This is a genomic window from Acinetobacter sp. YH12116 (assembly GCF_013418895.1).
GTDB lineage: Bacteria > Pseudomonadota > Gammaproteobacteria > Pseudomonadales > Moraxellaceae > Acinetobacter > Acinetobacter indicus.
Genome location: NZ_VPBE01000012.1, coordinates 71,769 through 88,351, shown reverse-complemented (window position 1 = coordinate 88,351; position 16,583 = coordinate 71,769). Strand labels below are relative to the sequence as shown.

The following is a 16,583-nucleotide window of genomic DNA, read 5'->3' as shown; positions in this document are numbered from 1 at the left end:
GAATAATTCAAGTGAATTTGTTTGAAAGAAGAACTTTAAAAGCTTTATTTTCACCCGATAAAATACCCATAAAACAAGAGGAAGCTCAAATGAGCTTCCTCTTGTGAAAAATTGTGGGACAGCAATGAGTTCACAGCTCTCGTTTTTTTATTCTAAAACTGCTAAAATTCTTATACGCCATTGACGTACTCAAACCTATGCTATTCATTGAAACCAGTATTTTTACCAAGCAAATCAAAGAGCTTGTAAGTGATGAAGAGTATCGTCAGCTCCAGCAAGATCTCTTGGTACAGCCTGATAAAGGTGACTTAATCAAGAATGGCGGTGGCATTCGTAAAGTACGCTGTGCTCAAGGTAATAAAGGTAAAAGTGGCGGTATCCGTGTGATCTATTACTGGGTCACAGAAGATGATCAGATATTTTTCCTAGTGGCTTATCCAAAGTCTACGAAAGATAATCTGACAGACAAAGAGACTTCGATCCTACGTCAATTAGTGAAGGAGCAATTTCATGGATAACAACTTATTTGATGACCTGGTTGCTTCAATCAAAGAAGCTGGTGCCATCAAACGCAATGAAATGAAAGCAAGCCGAGTGACTGAGCTTGAATTACCAGATATTAAAGAAGTACGTGAGAAAACTGGCTTAACCCAGGCAGAGTTTGCTGCACGTTTACATATCAGTGCGAGAACCTTGCAAAACTGGGAACAAGGCCGTCGTTATCCGACTGGTCCTGCAGCGACTTTAATTCGCATTCTGGATGCCCATCCAACTCTGATTTAAAAGTTTAGATAATAAAAAAACCCCGGCATCCTGCCGGGGTTTTTCATCGTTGCTGATTGTGCTGTTGTACCCTCTGGTCCATGTGCAATAACTTATAATTTTTGTTTTATGTTATGGAACTTCCTGTTCCTGATGAGTTCATCATAGGAAAACTCCAGTTTTCAGAATAGCCGCAAATAGCCGATATTCTTGTGCGTTCTAACCTACAAAATAGGCTAAATTTTATCCACAGCAATTGGGGGTAGTTTCGGATCCTGAAAGCCGATGAAATGGGCTCTGCTTGCCAAATTGATCGTTTTTTTAGTCAATTTTACTGGCGAAATGTTACAGATCCGCTTAAAAACTCACCAACTTATTACAAAAGTTGATTTCTGCTGTTTTTGTGATCACGGTTAAAATTCTAAGTAATTGATTTTTAAATTATTATACAAATGCATTTCGTATAATCGCCATTATGTTAAATGGGAGGGAGGAGATTAAGCTAAAATTAGGGTTTTAATTTAGAGAAAGTAATGTCACAGATAAAAATTTATGCTTTAGATGAAACTATAGAATTACATCGTGATAATTTAAGTAAAGCTATCCATCAGGCTTTAGTTAAAGAATTAAAATACCCTGAAGAAAAAAGGTTTCAACGTTTTATTCCACTACAATCCAAAAATTTTATATATCCAGCAGACCGCAGTACATCTTATATAATTATTGAAATTTCCATGTTCGATGGACGAACAAAAGAGACTAAAAAAGCATTTATTAAGACTCTATTCGAAAATATAAACAATCTATGTGGTATTGATTTAAATGATGTTGAGATAACTATATTTGAAACCCCTAAAGAAAACTGGGGCATTAGAGGGGAAAATGCGGATGAACTACAGTTAAATTATAAGGTAAATGTTTAAATTTCCTAAAATTAACATAATACACGTTATACGAAATACTATTTTTTATTCCATATAAATCATAGTCTTATTGTATGGTGAAAAGCTCAGGTACGGATACTTGGGCTTTTTTAATAATTTATCATGTTTCACGCTTATTATTTAATCACTGTTCCACGCTTTTAATGTGGCAAACTGAACAAAAGCATCTTACTTGCCCAAAATCATCTGTAACACAAACTTGGAACCAATAAAGCCAAGCGCCAGCAAGAAGAAGCCAATAATGGTAAAGCGAATGGCTTTCTGGCCACGCCAGCCAAATTTATAACGGCCCAACAGCAGCGCGCCATAGATAAACCAGGAAATAATACTAAAGGCAGTCTTATGCGCTAAGTGCTGGGCAAAGAAGTTATCAATGGTTAGGAAACCAAAACCCAATGCCAGCGTCAGCAGGATAAAGCCGGCAATCAGCATATCAAACAGCAGCTCTTCCATGGCCTGAAACGGTGGCAGCAAATTCACCCAAATCCGGCGTTTCTGTTTGTTTTTCAGCTCCCGGTTCTGAAACCAGAGCAAGACCGCATGAATGGTGGCCATCAGCAAGACCGCATAGGCCGATAACGACAGCAGGATATGAATATCCAGACCTAAAGAATTGTTTTCGACAAACAGGTTTAAACCGCTAAAGGAATGCCCCAGAATCAGGCCGGTTGCGGCCACTGGAATCCCAATCAGGTTTAGCGCAATCACCGGCCGGTAAGTACTAAACAGCACACTTAATAACAGCATTAAGCCTGAGGTAAAGGACATCAGGTTAAACACGTTATAGTTAATGCCCATCGGCAGCAGCATGTCGTTATACAGCACAGCGGCGTGCAAACATAAACCCAAGCCCAGCACAATACCAATAAACCAATGGTTTGGAGCACGCTTGGACATTAAATGCATAAATAAATACCAGAACGAAGTGGTATAAGCGATTAATGCCAGAATCGTGTAAACCAAGGGGAGACTGCTCATGTCAAACCTTTTTCAGGATGATGAATATTCATTTATATAAATTCGATGCGAACTACAGTATCCTATAGCATCTTATGCATAAATTTTCTATTTTAAGAAACATTTTTTTGCTGATGGCTATTTTAAGCGGATTTTGCAATGTTTGATACCTTAACAGAACGACTCACGCAGAGTTTAAGAAATGTTACTGGCTCAGGGCAGCTAACCGAAGACAATATTAAAGATACGTTACGTGAAGTACGTATGGCACTTCTTGAAGCCGATGTGGCGTTACCTGTAACTCGTGAATTCATCGCGAAAGTTAAGGAAGAGGCATTAGGTCAGGAAGTGATGACACAGTTATCACCGGGTCAGGCATTCGTTAAAATCGTTTATGACGAATTAACCAAAATGATGGGCGAGGCCAACGAGAGCCTTGACCTTGCAGCAAAACCACCAGTGGTGGTGCTTCTGGCCGGTTTGCAGGGTGCGGGTAAAACCACCACGGCAGCCAAGCTGGCACGTTTCTTACAGGAACGTCAAAAGAAAAAAGTGGCGATGGTGTCTGCCGACGTTTATCGTCCAGCGGCAATTAAACAGCTGCAAACAGTGGCCGGGGATGTCGGTGCGATTTTCCTGGAATCGAATGCCAATGAACGCCCGATTGATATTGCCAATCGTGCCATTGAGCAGGCAAAAATCCAGTTTGCCGATGTGTTAATTGTCGATACCGCCGGTCGTCTGCATGTCGATGATGACATGATGGACGAAATTAAAGCGCTGCATGCAGCGATTAACCCGACTGAAACCCTGTTCGTGGTTGATGCCATGACCGGTCAGGATGCGGCCAATACTGCCAAAGCCTTTAATGATGCCTTGCCATTAACCGGTGTCATTCTCACCAAAACGGATGGTGATGCGCGTGGTGGTGCGGCGCTGTCGGTGCGTGCCATTACTGGCAAGCCAATCAAATTCCTGGGGATGGGTGAAAAACTCGATGCCCTCGAGCCATTCCATCCGGAACGTGTGGCACAGCGTATTCTGGGCATGGGTGATGTGCTTTCTCTGGTCGAAGAAGTTGAACGCAAAATCGACAAAGAAAAAGCCGAAAAAATGGCGAAAAAACTGCAAAAAGGCGGCAGCTTCAACTTTGAAGACATGCTGATGCAGTTTGAGCAAATGAATAAAATGGGCGGTATGATGGGCTTCCTGGACAAGCTGCCGGGCATGAGTAACTCTGGTATTCAGGATGCGATTGCACAGGCAAACCCAGAGAAGCAGGTGAAAAAGATGGAGGCCATCATCCAGTCGATGACCGTCAAAGAACGCCGTAATCCGGACCTGATGAACCCAAGCCGTAAAAAACGTATTGCGGCCGGTTGTGGTATGGATGTGTCTGAAGTCAATAAACTGATTAAACAGCATGCGCAAATGGCCAAAATGATGAAGAAATTTGCCAATCCATCGGGTATGGCAAAAATGATGAAATCATTGGGCAATCTGCAAAAGCAGTTTGGTGGTGGCGGCGGTATGGGCCCGCTGTTCGGTGGTAAAGAACCGAAAAAATAAGGGATTCAAAACAACAAGGCGCCGGGTGCGCCTTTTTGTTGCTCTCCATTTTTAAGCGATTCAAGCGAACGTGCTGCGGTGATCTTTAAGAAAACCCAACAGACGCTTACCCGAAAGCCGCGCTGTTTCGGGCACACTGATGTGCATCAGGAACGAACAGCGAGCACAACAATGGCACAAATTTATGTGGTACATGGTTATACCGCCAGTCCGGATGAAAACTGGTTTCCCTGGATTCAGGAATATGCCGACCAGCAAAAAGCCAGTCTGAAAGTGTTAAGACTCGATCCATCGCCAACGCCAACTCTGGAAGTGTGGAAGCGGCAAATGGATGAGCAGATCGATGAGATTGACGAAAACACCATTTTCATTGCTCATAGTCTGGGCTGTATTGCCACTTTGCACTTTCTGACCAAGAAACTGAAAACCCAGAAAATTAAACAGGTGGTGCTGGTGGCCGGCTTTAATGGCCGTTTGGGCCGGCTGGACGAGGTCAATCCTTTTATTGATGCCTGTAAAATTGATTTTGACTTGCTAAAACGCCAGATTGCGCATCGGGTGGTGATTTACTCAGCTGGCGATGACCGGGTACTGCCAAAATTCAGTCTGGAACAGGCACGTAGCCTGGATGCCAAAGCCATTGAGGCACAGCATCAGGGACATTTTATTGACTCTCAAGGCTGTACCGAACTGGTGGAAGTCTGGCAGGCAATTCTGCCTCATATTATTGTGGAATAAGCGGTGTAGACTCGTTTGCTGTGGAGTAATGCTGGATATAGCGCTGCAAACCTTTCAGCAATAAGTCCTGTTCGACTAAGGGCTGGTAATGCTGCAGGAATTTGGCAAACAGCGGCGCATCCCCCCCAGTCAGCACCAGTTGCCGCGGGGATTGCTGCATGACATATTCAATACTGCTGAGCAGCCCCAGTAAAATGCCATGATGCACAGCATCCAAGGTATTGGTGCCGGGGCTTAGGTCATCAAAGGCCGCTTCTGGAATCCGGATGCCTTTGGTGTGCTGGATTAAAGAATCACGCTGCAAATATAGGTTGGGCAGAATATAACCTCCCAGATGCTGATGGCCTTGAGTCAGATCAATGGTCAGCGCGGTGCCGCAGCTAATCACACATAAATCTTTGTCGGCTTCAGCCACGGCCAGCACCTGCAACCAGCGGTCAATCCCCAGCTGCTGAATATCATAGCCGCAGCTCAGACCGGCATATTCGGCCTGTACCCGCGCAAAAATCACCGGAATATTCAGGAATTTTAAAATCTGCTGAATCCGTTCATTGTTTTTCTGGTCCTGTACCGAAGATACCCCGACATGGGTCAGGTTCAGGCTTTTAAAATGCTGGATCAGGCCCAGCAGTAAATCGGCCGGAGATTGCAGATGCAGTTCAGCGGCATGTTCTACAATCTGCTGATGTTCGGTAATCCAGTATTTGAGCCGGGTATTGCCAATATCTAACCATAAATTTTTCATGTGCTGCGCTCACTGTCCCGACATTTGCGGGCGTAAACGGCCCTGATAAAACACTTCAACGCCAGAGGCGGTTTCAATCTGAATCGCACCATCATCCTGAATGCCTAAAAACAGCCCCTGGGCCACTCCGCCATGATGTTCAAATTCTACCGGCTGTTGCTGAAAAGCGGCATGATGATTAAAACGTGAAGCCAGTTGATAGCTGTTATGGTTAAACCATTCTTGTGCCTGCTGAATGGCCAGATACAGCTCGGCAATCAGCTGAATTCGGGAAATATCATTTAGGCCCAATTCGGCCAGGGAAGTGGCGTGCTGACCAATCTGCTCGGCCGGAATTGGCGCCAGATTAATCCCCACCCCGACAATGACCTGCTGGGTCGACAGGGGCTCAATCAGAATACCGCCCCATTTGCCTTGCGGGCTATATAAATCATTCGGCCACTTCACCTGCAGGTTCAGCTGGCGCAGGCTTGGCATCTGCAAAATATTTAAGGCAATTTCCAGGGCTAAACGGCCATCTACGGGTGTTCGTAAATTTAGCAATGTGCTTAAATAGACGTTTCCTTCTGGGGACACCCATTGCCGTTGGCGTTGTCCTCTGCCTTGTGTTTGTCGGGCGCTACAGACCAGAACGCTCTGTATTCCTTTTTGAGCAATCTCGCGTACATCATCATTGGTTGATGTAGTCACAGGTTTTAAAATGAGGACTTCAGGAAGCTGTCCGGCTTCGCTGAGCTGTTGTTGTAACTGTCGAGTCTCTACATCCATATGAATCTGAGAATAGTGGAATATAATTTATGGAGTTAATCATATATTTACTGATTGGCGCAATTGCCGGATTTGCTGCAGGTCTGTTCGGGGTGGGCGGTGGCTTAATTATTGTGCCAATTTTGTACATTGTATTTACCCAGCTGAATTATGATCCTAGCGTGATTATGCATATGGCGGTCGGGACTTCACTGGCGACCATTATCGTAACTTCCATCAGTTCGGTCACGGCGCACCATAAAAAAGGTGCGGTGATGTGGAATGTGTTTCGCAATTTGGCGCCCGGCCTAATTCTGGGTGCATTTTTTGGCGCCGGGATTGCCGATTTAATGTCGGGGCAGGGCTTGCAGCTGGTAATTGGTTTCTTTGCGGTGTGGGTGGCCTATCGCATGTTCCGTGGTTCAAATACCCCGGTTGATCCTTCACGTCAGTTGCCTTCAACCGGTGCGCAAATGCTGGCTGGCGGCGGAATTGGGATTGCCTCGGCCATTTTCGGGATTGGCGGCGGTAGCTTAACCGTACCGTTCCTGAACCGTTGTGGTGTGGTGATGCAAAAAGCAGTTGCCACTTCGGCGGCCTGCGGTTTGCCGATTGCTATTGCTGGTGCATTAGGTTTTGTCTGGTTTGGCCAGCAGTCTGAGGTGAGCGTGCCGAATACCTGGGGCTATGTACATTTATATGCCTTTATTGGCATTAGCGTGATGAGCTTTATGACCGCCAAGCTTGGCGCAAAAGTTGCACATATTTTGTCACCGGCCATGCTAAAAAAATGTTTTTCAGGTTTGTTGACCACCGTCGGTCTGTATTTTATTTACCAAGGCTTTAGCGCTTATTTTTAAGCGCCCGAGAGTGTGGTTAAAAATTGGCTATAGCGACAGAAAATTGTCGGACAATGTCATGGAAATTTGGTCGCTAAGCCAGTAAAAAAGACAATAAGAAAGACCCGCTGCAACTGCGCGCATGGTATAAAAATAACACAGGAACAGTATGCAACAACAAGAAACAGACAGTTTATCTGAACAGATTGCAAAACATATCGGCGAGCAGATTATTAGTGGCGAGCTGGTAGAGGGCGAGCGCATTCAGGAACTGCGTATTGCCAAAGAGCTGGATGTCAGTCGCGGTTCGGTGCGTGAGGCACTGCTGCTGTTGGAACGTACCCATCTGATTGAAATTTTTCCGCGGCGCGGCGCGATTGTATCGGAAATGTCGGCCCAGCAGGTGCGCGCCCTGTTTGATACCTGCAGTCTGCTGCTGGGGCAGATTGTACAGCGCATTGCGGAAACCTGGCGTCATCATGAAATTGAACAGCTGCAAAAGCTGATGGAGCAGATTGAGGCCGAATACCGGCAGGGTCATACCGAAAAATTTTATGACCTAATTTTCCAAACCCTGGCCCAGCAGCAGGATATGGTGGCCAATCTGTACCTGATGAAATTCTATCAAGAGTTGCTGCCGTCGTTACGGCGCAGCTATTTTTTAACCCTGAATACGTCACGTCGGGAGTTACAGGAATCGTTTGATCTATTTAAACTGGTAATTGATGCAATTTTAATCCGAAAATCACAACAAGCCTCTTTATTTATGGATGATTTTTGTCGACACTTGCGCAATCTGGTGTTGGAATCTCTGACCCGTATGAAACAAATTGAACTGGCCTGGGCACGCCGCTCACGCCGTTAATCGGGACATTATGCGTTTAAGCAGCTTAAAACTTTCCGGCTTTAAATCTTTTGCCGATAGTACCACCTTACATTTTAAAGCCAACCGGACGGCCGTGGTCGGCCCCAATGGCTGTGGCAAGTCCAATGTGATTGATGCCATTCGCTGGGTCATGGGTGAATCCAGCGCGCGTCAGCTGCGTGGCGGCAGCATGCAGGATGTAATTTTTACCGGGACCGCCAAGCGTAAACCGGTGGGCATGGCCAGTGTCGAACTGCGCTTTGACAATACCTATGGCAAGCTGGGTGGCGCGTATAACGCCTATACCGAACTGGCGGTGCGACGTCAGGTTAACCGCGATGGCAAGTCAGAATATTTTTTAAATGGCACCAAATGCCGGCGCCGTGATATTACCGATATTTTCCTCGGCACCGGTTTAGGGCCGCGCTCCTATGCCATTATCGAACAGGGCATGATTAACCGTCTGGTCGATGCCAAACCGGAAGAAATGCGGGTATTTATTGAAGAAGCGGCCGGGGTATCGCGTTATCAGGCCCGTCGCCGTGAAACTATGCTGCATCTGGATCATACCAGCCAGAATTTATCGCGGCTGGAAGATATTGCCAGTGAACTGAAAGGCCAGCTCAAAACTCTAAAACGCCAGTCGGAAACTGCGCTGCAGTACAAGACTTTAGAAAGCCAGATTCGCAGCATCAAAATTGAAATTTTATCGTTCCAGTGCGAGCAGAGCAGCCGTTTGCAGCAGGAATATACTGTGCAGATGACCGAACTGGGCGAACAGTTCAAGCTGACCCGTTCCGAACTGAGCACGCTGGAACATGATTTGGGCAATACCAGTGAGCTGTTCCAGCGTCTGATTCAGCAATCGACACCATTACAGAATGAATGGCAGCAGGCTGAAAAGAAACTGGCTGAGCTGAAAATGACTCTGGAGCAGAAACAGTCGCTGGTCCAGCAAAACAGCAGTACGCTGGCTCAGTTGCAGGAACAGAAAGCCCAGACCAAAGAACGTCTGCAGCTGATTGATCTGCAGCTAGAAACAGTACTCAGCCAGCAGGAACAGTATACCGAGCAGCTGCAACAGGCAGAGCAAAGCACGCAAGAGCAGGCACAGGCTGTGCAGCAGCTCAAAGCCCAGCAGCAACAGGTGCAGCAGCAGTTTGAGCAGATTAAGGTGCAGGTGGAAAAACAGCAGCAGCAAAAACTGCAAATGCTGGCCCAGAGCGAACAGTTGCTAAAAAATATCAGCCGGATTGAACAGCAAAAATACACCTTGCAGCAGCAGAGCAGCTCGCTGCAAAGTCAGGCCCAGCACGATGAAGTCGAGCAGCTGAACCAGGACAAAGCCCAGTTAAGCCAGCAGCTGGCCGAGCTGGAGCAGCAGATTCAGGTGCAACAACAGCAGTTGCAACAGGCGCACAGCCTGCTGAATCAGCATAAAAATAGCAGTACTGAGCTGAAATCGGAAATTCAGGTGCTCCAGGCCGAGCAGAAAAACCTGAATCAGCTACTGATTAAAAACAGCCCCAAACAGCAGTTACAGCACACCGCCTTAATGCAGGTGCTAACCCTGAACGATGCTGCCAAACCGCATGCGGCATTAATTGAGAAGTTTCTGGCCAAATGGCTGAATGCGCAAATGCTTGATGCAGATGACAACTTTCAGGACAGTCTGGCACGCCAGTTAAAACCTGCTGCCCAGCACGCACCGATTCAGCTGGCAAATTTAAGCTGTCTGGCGGACTGGATTGAATCGCCATCTTCTTCTTTATGGCAACAGGTGGCACTGGCTGATGATTTAGCGCAGGCGCTGCAATTACAGCCAAAGTTACAGGCTGGGCAGAGCATTCTAACCCTAGATGGCTATCAGGTCGGGCCGGACTGGGTAATTGGTTTACTGTTTGATGAAGCCTCACTATCGGCGCAGGGGGCTTTAAGCCATCGCATCCGTCTGGAAGAAATTGATGGGCTACTGAGTCAGAAACAGGCCGAGTTGCAACAGGCCGAACAGGACTTTAACATCAGCCAACAGCAGTGCCAGCAGCTGCAGCAACAGCTTCATGAACAACAGGCGCAGCTGAAACAGCAGCAGCAGGCATTGCAGGCACTGGATCTGCAGATTGCCAAAATCCAGAGCGCCGCGCAGGCCTTTGCCGTGCAGAAGCAGCAATTACAGCATCAGCTGCAGCAACTGGAGGAGCAGCTGGAAGAAGATGCCATGCAAAAAGATGATCTGGAAATTGATCTGCATGCGCTGAGTCTCAAGCTGGAACAGGCGCTGCCAAACTATAAAACCCTGCAATTCCAGCTGGAAGAATTAACGGCACAGCTGGAGCAGGCGCAGCAGCTATATCAGCAACAGCAGCAGGAACTGGAACTGTTAAGACGCCAGTCAGTACAAGCCACACAGCAGTTGGAACTGCTGGAAAAAGATGGTGGTTTTTTAAAGACCCAGCATCAGCAGATTGCAGCACAAATGGAGCAGGCGAAAAAGTTTGTCGATCCGGTGCAGCTGGAATTGCCGGCACTAGCCAGCCAGTTTGCCGAGCAGCAGCAGCAGACGGAAAAACTGCAACAGACCTGGAATGAATGGCAGCTGGAACTGAACCAGATTCAGAGCAAACAGCAGCAGCTGACCGAGCAGCGCCATCAACAGCAGCAGCAGGATGAAAAACTGCGTAGCCAGCTGGAAGAAAAACGTCTGGCTTGGCAAGCGGCCAAATCTGACTTGCAGCATTATTCCGAACAGCTGAAAGCCTTAAACAGCGAGCTGATTCCGGGGCTGAACATTGATGTAACGGCCCATCAGCAGCAGCTAGAAAAAGCCCAGGCGCAGTTTGATAAATTGGGTGCGGTGAATCTGGCGGCTTCAGAAGAATATGAAGAAGTTTCAGCCCGTTATGCCGAACTAAGCCATCAGATTGAAGATCTGGAAAAAACCGTGGCCCAGTTACAGGCGGCCATGAAAAGTATTGATCAGGAAACGCGCAAGCTGTTTATGACCACCTTTGACCAGATTAATACCGAACTGCAGGCGCTGTTTCCCAAAGTGTTTAATGGTGGTGAAGCCAGTTTAAGTCTTGAAGATGACTGGCAATCGGGTGTAAAACTAATGGCAAGACCACCGGGTAAACGCAACAGCTCACTGGCGCTGTTGTCGGGTGGAGAAAAAGCACTGACCGCACTGGCACTGGTCTTTGCCATTTTCCGTTTAAATCCGGCACCGTTTTGTGTGCTGGATGAAGTCGATGCACCGCTGGATGATGCCAATGTCGGACGTTTCTGTAACCTGGTCCAGGAACTGTCCGAACAGGTGCAATTTATATATATCACACATAACAAGCTGGCAATGACGATGGCAACCGATTTATTAGGTGTTACTATGCCTGAACCGGGAACATCAAAATTAGTCAGCGTAAATCTAGAAGATGCTACAGAATACGGTCTAGTCGCGGAGGCATAACATGGAAATCACCACAATCATTGGGATTATTATCGCGCTCATTATTATGGGTTTCGGTTTAAGAATGATCCTGAAAAAACCGGCCGATGCAGCACCTTCGCTGGACTCCGAGCTGCAGGTCAATGCCGATAGCCAGCAGCCGATCATTCCGCGTCATGTCCGTCATCAGTTGCAGACTGAACCGGCCCAGCGCGTAGAACCGACTTTGGGCGATGCTGATCTTGCTGCCGCCGAGCCAAACAGCAAAATTGAGCCACAGGCCATGACTGAAACGCAGCTGACTGAGCCGAGCGAAACAGCGCAGGTGAAAACCGAAGCACAGGCCGCGACATCTGTAGATGCTGAACCTGCAGCCAAGACTGAGGTAGAAGCAAAGGCAGAAAATCTGGCAGAACAGGCCTCAACCGAAACTGCCCAAACTGAATCCGCTGCAGCTGCCGCGACTGCTGTAGCCCATGCTGCTGAATCTGCACCAGAATCAGCATTGACTGAACAGACTCAAGCTGGGGTAGATACCGAAAAAACGGAAACTGTGCCAGCTGAATTTAGCCTCAACAGCCAGATTGAAAAAGCCGATATTCGTGAATTTGAAGAAGAAAGCAGTATTCTGGATGCGCATCTGCATGAACAGCAACTGGTAGATGATGAAAGCGCTTTGGCCACTGCAGAATCATTTATTGCCCTGAATATTTTCCCGGAACGCCGGATTTTATCAGGGGAGAAAACCCTGAAAGTGCTGCTTAAATATGGTCTGCGCTTTGGTGAAATGTCCTGCTTCCACCGTTATAACGAAGATGGTTCCAAACTGCTGTTCTCAGTGCTGCAAATTACCGACAACGGCGCCGACGGTTTTGATCTGGAAACCCTGTCGAATGAACAGGTCAAAGGTCTGGCCTTTTTCTTGGCCCTGCCACATAGCGATGTGCAAAATGCCTTTGATACCATGATCAGCATTTCCGGTCTGATTGCCCGTGAAATTGATGGCACCGTGTATGACCAGAACCATCTGGAATTAACCCCGCAATTACGCGAACACTGGCGTCATCAGGCGATTGATTATCGCGCAGGTCAGGCTTCGCTGGCATAACTGAATTGAAACCACAGCCTCCGGTTTCTATAATACGGCCAAGCGACAAAATTTTTTAAGGGCGGGATCACCGCCCTTTTTTATGGTGAACATATGACTCAACATGCAGATGTGGTGGCGCAAATGCGCCAATTGATCCAGATTTTAGCCCAGCATAATCATGCCTATTATGTCTTGGATCAGCCCGTTATTGCAGACAGTGAATATGATCAGCTGTTTCATCAACTTAAAGCCTTAGAACAACAATATCCCGATCTGATTCAGGCCGATACCCCAACCAATAAAGTTGGCGGACAGCCCTTAAGCAAATTTGAAAGCGTCACCCATGCGGTACCAATGCTGTCATTAGGTAACGTGTTTAACCAGGATGAACTGTTTGCCTTTGCCCGCCGCGCCGAAGAGCGTTTACCCAACCAGACCATTCAATATGATGTCGAGCTGAAATTTGATGGGCTGGCGATTTCCTTGTGGTATGCCAATGGCGTGCTGGTGCGCGGCGTGACCCGCGGCGATGGCGAAACCGGTGAAGATATTACTCACAATGTTAAAACCATTCGCAACCTGCCGAAAATCTTATCTTCAGCGGAGTACAGCATTCCGGAGTTTCTGGAAGTGCGCGGTGAAGTGCTGATGCCCAAATCGGGTTTTGAAAAACTCAATGCCGCTAATCTGGCCAAAGGCGAAAAGACCTTTGCCAATCCGCGTAATGCTGCGGCCGGCAGCTTGCGCCAGCTGGATCCGAAAATTGCGGCCTCACGTCCACTGGCGTTTTATGCCTATGGCATTGCCCAGTGCGTGCCGCATCATGGCCTGAACACCATGTCCGAAAGCCTGGACTGGTTACATCAGCTTGGTTTTGCTGTGGGTGAGCGTCATTTTGTTTGTGACAGCATTCAGGCCGTGCAAGAAGTCTATGAGCAGATCAATCAGGAACGCTCGCAGCTGAGTGTTGAAATTGACGGCATGGTAATTAAAGTCAATGACCTGAAACAGCAGCAGCAGCTTGGCTTTTTAAGCCGCGAACCGCGCTGGGCCACTGCTTATAAATTCCCGGCAGTCGCCGCGCTGACTACAGTTGAAAATATTCACTGGCAGGTAGGCCGTACCGGTACTTTGACCCCGGTGGCGCGCCTGAATCCGGTGGCAGTGGGTGGGGTGACAGTGTCTAATGTCACCTTGCACAATATTGGTGAAATCCATCGTCTAGATGTGCGGATTGGCGATACGGTCAGTGTCTATCGCAGCGGCGATGTGATTCCGAAAGTTGAAAAAGTCTGGCCGGAATTTCGTCCGGCGGAGGCTGAAACCGTACAGCTACCTGCCTGCTGTCCGGTGTGTGATTCGCCGGTGGTGATGCCGGAAGGCGAAGCGTTGGCACGCTGTTCCGGTGGCCTGTACTGTGCAGCGCAGCGGATTGAGGCCATCCGTCACTTTGTTTCGCGTAAGGCCATGGATATTGAAGGTCTGGGTGATCGTTGGGTGGAATCATTACTGCATCTGAATCTGCTCAAAGATGTTTCGGACATTTACCATCTGCATGAACATCGTGAGGCCTTGCTCAAGATTGAAAAGATGGGCGAGAAGTCGGTACAAAACCTGCTCGATGCAATTGAACGCAGTAAAAAAACCACGCTGGGTGCCTTTATTTATGCCTTGGGGATTCGAGGTGTCGGCGAAACCACCGCGCGGATGCTGGCCAATACCTTCCAGACGCTGGATGCCTTACGTGTTGCCAATCTGGAGGCGCTCAAGAAAACCCCGGATGTCGGCGATATTACCGCAGAATGGATTCTGGACTTTTTCCAGGCACCGCATAACCTGGAAGTGCTGGACCGTTTACTGGCGGCCGGTATTCACTGGGATGCACCGCTGGCGCCGACCCGTCAGCCGTTAAATGGTGAAAGCTGGGTCATTACCGGTACTTTAAGCAAAATGGGCCGTGATGAAGCCACTCAAATGCTACAGGCGCTCGGCGCCCGGGTAAGTGGCAGTGTCTCCAGTAAAACCAAGTGTCTGGTGGCGGGTGAAAAAGCCGGTTCCAAACTGGAGAAGGCGGAGAAACTTGGTATTCCGGTCATGAATGAAGATCAGTTTCTGAGCCTGATGGCTGAATATGGCCAGACCCAGGGCTAACAGAACAGCAGGCAACCGCTCTCTAGATTGAGTGGTTGCTGCCTGAATCTGGTGATAGGTCAAAACAGAGAAAGCACAGCAGTAAAATCGTAAAAACCGCAGAAATAAGAACCGTTTTTGATAGTTACAAAATTCTAAATTTGCCGCTTTGTGTGTTTGGGCTGATGAAAAGTGAGACAAATGTGCGCAAGCAATTCTTTTTTATGTGGAAAAGTTTGAATCCAGAACTGTAAATGCACATGCTTCTCATTTTAATTATATAAAAATCATATATTTACACAAATTATCTTTTGCAACTTGGCTTGGCTTTCGCCATAATGAGCGTATTCGTAAGGGAGTAATGAAAATGCGTGGCAATCCAGAAGTCGTAGACTATTTAAATATGTTGATCGGTGGCGAACTGGCTGCTCGTGATCAATACCTGATTCACTCGCGTATGTATGAAGATTGGGGCCTGAGCAAGATTTATGAACGCATCGACCATGAGATGCAGGAAGAATCACAACATGCCGATGCCTTGATTCGCCGGGTTCTGTTCCTTGAAGGCACTCCGAATATGCAACGTGATGATATTGACGTCGGTACCGACGTACTATCCTGCTTAAAAGCCGATTTAAAGCTAGAATATGAGGTACGTGAAAAACTGGCCCAAGGTGTTAAGCTGGCAGAAGACAAGGGCGATTACATCACCCGTGACATGCTGCGTCAGCAAATGTCAGATACCGAAGAAGACCATACTTACTGGCTGGAAAAACAGTTGCGTTTAATTGAACTCATTGGTTTGCAGAACTACATTCAATCGCAAATGTAAGCCCAACCCAACATTGACCCGGCACTGGCCGGGTTTTTTATGGTCGAGATTTGGCGATTTTGATGCAGTGCAGGCGTCGCTATTTTTACTATACTGCGACTAGATGGAAACAAGGACAGCACAATGCAGCAGCGTATACTTTTGATCACCGGATGGGGCGGAGGAACCGGCCTGTTACAGCCTGTACAACATAGCCTAATGCAACACGGCATTCAGGTCGATGTCCTGAACATTTTTAATGCGGCGGATCCGGTACAGTTCCAGCAGCAGCTGGAACGGGCCAAAGGCTATAGCGTGCTGATGGGCTGGTCTCTGGGTGGGCAGCTGGCAACCTTACTGGCCGATGCACTGGCGCAATCCGGACAGGCGCCGCAAGCGCTCATTACTTTGGCTTCGAATCCGTGTTTTGTTGCGCAAGACGCGTGGCCCCACGGGATGGTTCCCGAGACTTTTCAGCAGTTTAAACAGGGCTTTGCCAAAGATGCGGCCGCGACCTTAAAACGTTTTGGTTATCTGGTCTGTCAGGGTAGTGCCCAGAGCCGGCAGGATTTACAGAAATTACAAAGTTTAATCCAGCCGCAATCTCTAACCTTGTTAAAACAGGGATTAGCTTTGCTGGAACAGCTTAATCTGGTGACCATCTTAAAAAATTATCCGGCTCCACAATATCATTTGCTGGCACATGAAGATCAGCTGGTTCCTTGCCAAGTTGCAGAAGATTTACAGGATTTAGCTGCAACAAATCTTCAGGTGGAAGTGATTTCTGGCTCGCATGGCATCCCGTTGTTTGAAACAGATGTGGTTACACAGAAAATTATTGACTATTTAAAGCAACTCTCCTGACCCTTCAGCGGAAATGATAATTCCCGCAATTTCTTTTTCTGTGTGGCGGGAGTAAGATCGAGCTCATGCATATTTTAAAC

The 16,583-nt window shown here is 47.5% G+C and carries 15 protein-coding genes; 12 read left to right on the top strand and 3 right to left on the bottom strand.

The window, feature by feature from the left end; translation table 11 throughout:
* Positions 1-197 precede the first annotated feature (197 nt).
* The 3 genes from FTU54_RS09100 to FTU54_RS09090 all read left to right on the top strand — a co-directional run bounded on the left by FTU54_RS09100 (position 198) and on the right by FTU54_RS09090 (position 1,685).
* Positions 198-518, top strand: coding sequence for a type II toxin-antitoxin system RelE/ParE family toxin (locus FTU54_RS09100; protein ID WP_004755868.1), 321 nt, complete (start codon positions 198-200; stop codon positions 516-518).
* Complete coding sequence (nadS, locus tag FTU54_RS09095) at positions 511-783, top strand: NadS family protein (RefSeq protein ID WP_004896911.1); 273 nt, start codon at positions 511-513, stop codon at positions 781-783. The genes FTU54_RS09100 and nadS overlap by 8 nt, the downstream gene beginning before the upstream one ends.
* A gap of 512 nt (positions 784-1,295) precedes the next feature.
* Positions 1,296-1,685, top strand: a complete 390-nt coding sequence (locus FTU54_RS09090) for a tautomerase family protein (RefSeq protein WP_180046436.1) — start codon at positions 1,296-1,298, stop codon at positions 1,683-1,685.
* 189 nt (positions 1,686-1,874) lie between these two features.
* On the opposite strand, the gene FTU54_RS09085 is transcribed toward FTU54_RS09090, so the two are convergent.
* Positions 1,875-2,684: an inner membrane protein YpjD gene (locus FTU54_RS09085; RefSeq protein ID WP_016659852.1), complete on the bottom strand. Its 810-nt coding sequence runs from the start codon at positions 2,682-2,684 to the stop codon at positions 1,875-1,877.
* Positions 2,685-2,822: 138 nt separating this feature from the next.
* Between FTU54_RS09085 and ffh the strand changes: the two genes are divergently transcribed.
* Both ffh and FTU54_RS09075 read left to right on the top strand, forming a co-directional pair.
* Positions 2,823-4,232, top strand: coding sequence for a signal recognition particle protein (ffh, locus tag FTU54_RS09080; RefSeq protein ID WP_005175901.1), 1,410 nt, complete (start codon positions 2,823-2,825; stop codon positions 4,230-4,232).
* Positions 4,233-4,403: 171 nt separating this feature from the next.
* Entirely contained in the window at positions 4,404-4,970 is a 567-nt protein-coding gene (locus FTU54_RS09075; protein WP_005175903.1) for an alpha/beta hydrolase, read from the top strand.
* On the opposite strand, the gene FTU54_RS09070 is transcribed toward FTU54_RS09075, so the two are convergent.
* Both FTU54_RS09070 and FTU54_RS09065 read right to left on the bottom strand, forming a co-directional pair.
* Positions 4,957-5,715 carry a type III pantothenate kinase gene (locus FTU54_RS09070; protein ID WP_016659855.1) on the bottom strand — a complete coding sequence of 253 codons (759 nt, stop codon included), beginning with the start codon at positions 5,713-5,715 and terminating at the stop codon, positions 4,957-4,959. The genes FTU54_RS09075 and FTU54_RS09070 overlap by 14 nt on opposite strands.
* A 9-nt stretch (positions 5,716-5,724) precedes the next feature.
* Positions 5,725-6,483: a biotin--[acetyl-CoA-carboxylase] ligase gene (locus tag FTU54_RS09065; RefSeq protein ID WP_180054485.1), complete on the bottom strand. Its 759-nt coding sequence runs from the start codon at positions 6,481-6,483 to the stop codon at positions 5,725-5,727.
* A gap of 29 nt (positions 6,484-6,512) precedes the next feature.
* Here FTU54_RS09065 and FTU54_RS09060 point away from each other — a divergent pair, with 29 nt between their 5' ends.
* From FTU54_RS09060 to FTU54_RS09030, 7 genes are all read left to right on the top strand, one after another.
* Entirely contained in the window at positions 6,513-7,322 is an 810-nt protein-coding gene (locus FTU54_RS09060; protein WP_005175920.1) for a sulfite exporter TauE/SafE family protein, read from the top strand.
* 148 nt (positions 7,323-7,470) lie between these two features.
* Complete coding sequence (locus tag FTU54_RS09055; protein ID WP_005175922.1) at positions 7,471-8,166, top strand: GntR family transcriptional regulator; 696 nt, start codon at positions 7,471-7,473, stop codon at positions 8,164-8,166.
* A 10-nt stretch (positions 8,167-8,176) separates the two neighbouring features.
* Entirely contained in the window at positions 8,177-11,629 is a 3,453-nt protein-coding gene (gene smc, locus FTU54_RS09050; protein ID WP_180046449.1) for a chromosome segregation protein SMC, read from the top strand.
* Position 11,630: 1 nt separating this feature from the next.
* On the top strand, positions 11,631-12,716 hold the full coding sequence (locus tag FTU54_RS09045; protein WP_160243492.1) for a cell division protein ZipA C-terminal FtsZ-binding domain-containing protein: 1,086 nt from the start codon (positions 11,631-11,633) through the stop codon (positions 12,714-12,716).
* Positions 12,717-12,809: 93 nt separating this feature from the next.
* On the top strand, positions 12,810-14,849 hold the full coding sequence (gene ligA, locus FTU54_RS09040) for an NAD-dependent DNA ligase LigA (protein WP_104495122.1): 2,040 nt from the start codon (positions 12,810-12,812) through the stop codon (positions 14,847-14,849).
* 346 nt (positions 14,850-15,195) lie between these two features.
* Positions 15,196-15,660, top strand: coding sequence for a bacterioferritin (gene bfr / locus FTU54_RS09035; RefSeq protein ID WP_005175934.1), 465 nt, complete (start codon positions 15,196-15,198; stop codon positions 15,658-15,660).
* Between the two features lie 123 nt (positions 15,661-15,783).
* The gene (locus FTU54_RS09030; protein WP_180046432.1) at positions 15,784-16,503 is read left to right on the top strand and encodes an alpha/beta fold hydrolase; all 720 of its coding nucleotides are present in this window, start codon (positions 15,784-15,786) and stop codon (positions 16,501-16,503) included.
* Positions 16,504-16,583: the final 80 nt, after the last annotated feature.

Bases quoted from the DNA above. Each gene is read 5' to 3' on its own strand.
- FTU54_RS09075 (WP_005175903.1), top strand. From the start codon at position 4,404: ATGGCACAAATTTATGTGGTACATGGTTATACCGCCAGTCCGGATGAA.
- bfr (WP_005175934.1), top strand. From the start codon at position 15,196: ATGCGTGGCAATCCAGAAGTCGTAGACTATTTAAATATGTTGATCGGT.
- nadS (WP_004896911.1), top strand. From the start codon at position 511: ATGGATAACAACTTATTTGATGACCTGGTTGCTTCAATCAAAGAAGCT.
- ligA (WP_104495122.1), top strand. From the start codon at position 12,810: ATGACTCAACATGCAGATGTGGTGGCGCAAATGCGCCAATTGATCCAG.
- smc (WP_180046449.1), top strand. From the start codon at position 8,177: ATGCGTTTAAGCAGCTTAAAACTTTCCGGCTTTAAATCTTTTGCCGAT.
- FTU54_RS09100 (WP_004755868.1), top strand. From the start codon at position 198: ATGCTATTCATTGAAACCAGTATTTTTACCAAGCAAATCAAAGAGCTT.
- FTU54_RS09090 (WP_180046436.1), top strand. From the start codon at position 1,296: ATGTCACAGATAAAAATTTATGCTTTAGATGAAACTATAGAATTACAT.
- ffh (WP_005175901.1), top strand. From the start codon at position 2,823: ATGTTTGATACCTTAACAGAACGACTCACGCAGAGTTTAAGAAATGTT.
- FTU54_RS09045 (WP_160243492.1), top strand. From the start codon at position 11,631: ATGGAAATCACCACAATCATTGGGATTATTATCGCGCTCATTATTATG.
- FTU54_RS09070 (WP_016659855.1), bottom strand. From the start codon at position 5,715: ATGAAAAATTTATGGTTAGATATTGGCAATACCCGGCTCAAATACTGG.
- FTU54_RS09065 (WP_180054485.1), bottom strand. From the start codon at position 6,483: ATGGATGTAGAGACTCGACAGTTACAACAACAGCTCAGCGAAGCCGGA.
- FTU54_RS09085 (WP_016659852.1), bottom strand. From the start codon at position 2,684: ATGAGCAGTCTCCCCTTGGTTTACACGATTCTGGCATTAATCGCTTAT.
- FTU54_RS09030 (WP_180046432.1), top strand. From the start codon at position 15,784: ATGCAGCAGCGTATACTTTTGATCACCGGATGGGGCGGAGGAACCGGC.
- FTU54_RS09060 (WP_005175920.1), top strand. From the start codon at position 6,513: ATGGAGTTAATCATATATTTACTGATTGGCGCAATTGCCGGATTTGCT.
- FTU54_RS09055 (WP_005175922.1), top strand. From the start codon at position 7,471: ATGCAACAACAAGAAACAGACAGTTTATCTGAACAGATTGCAAAACAT.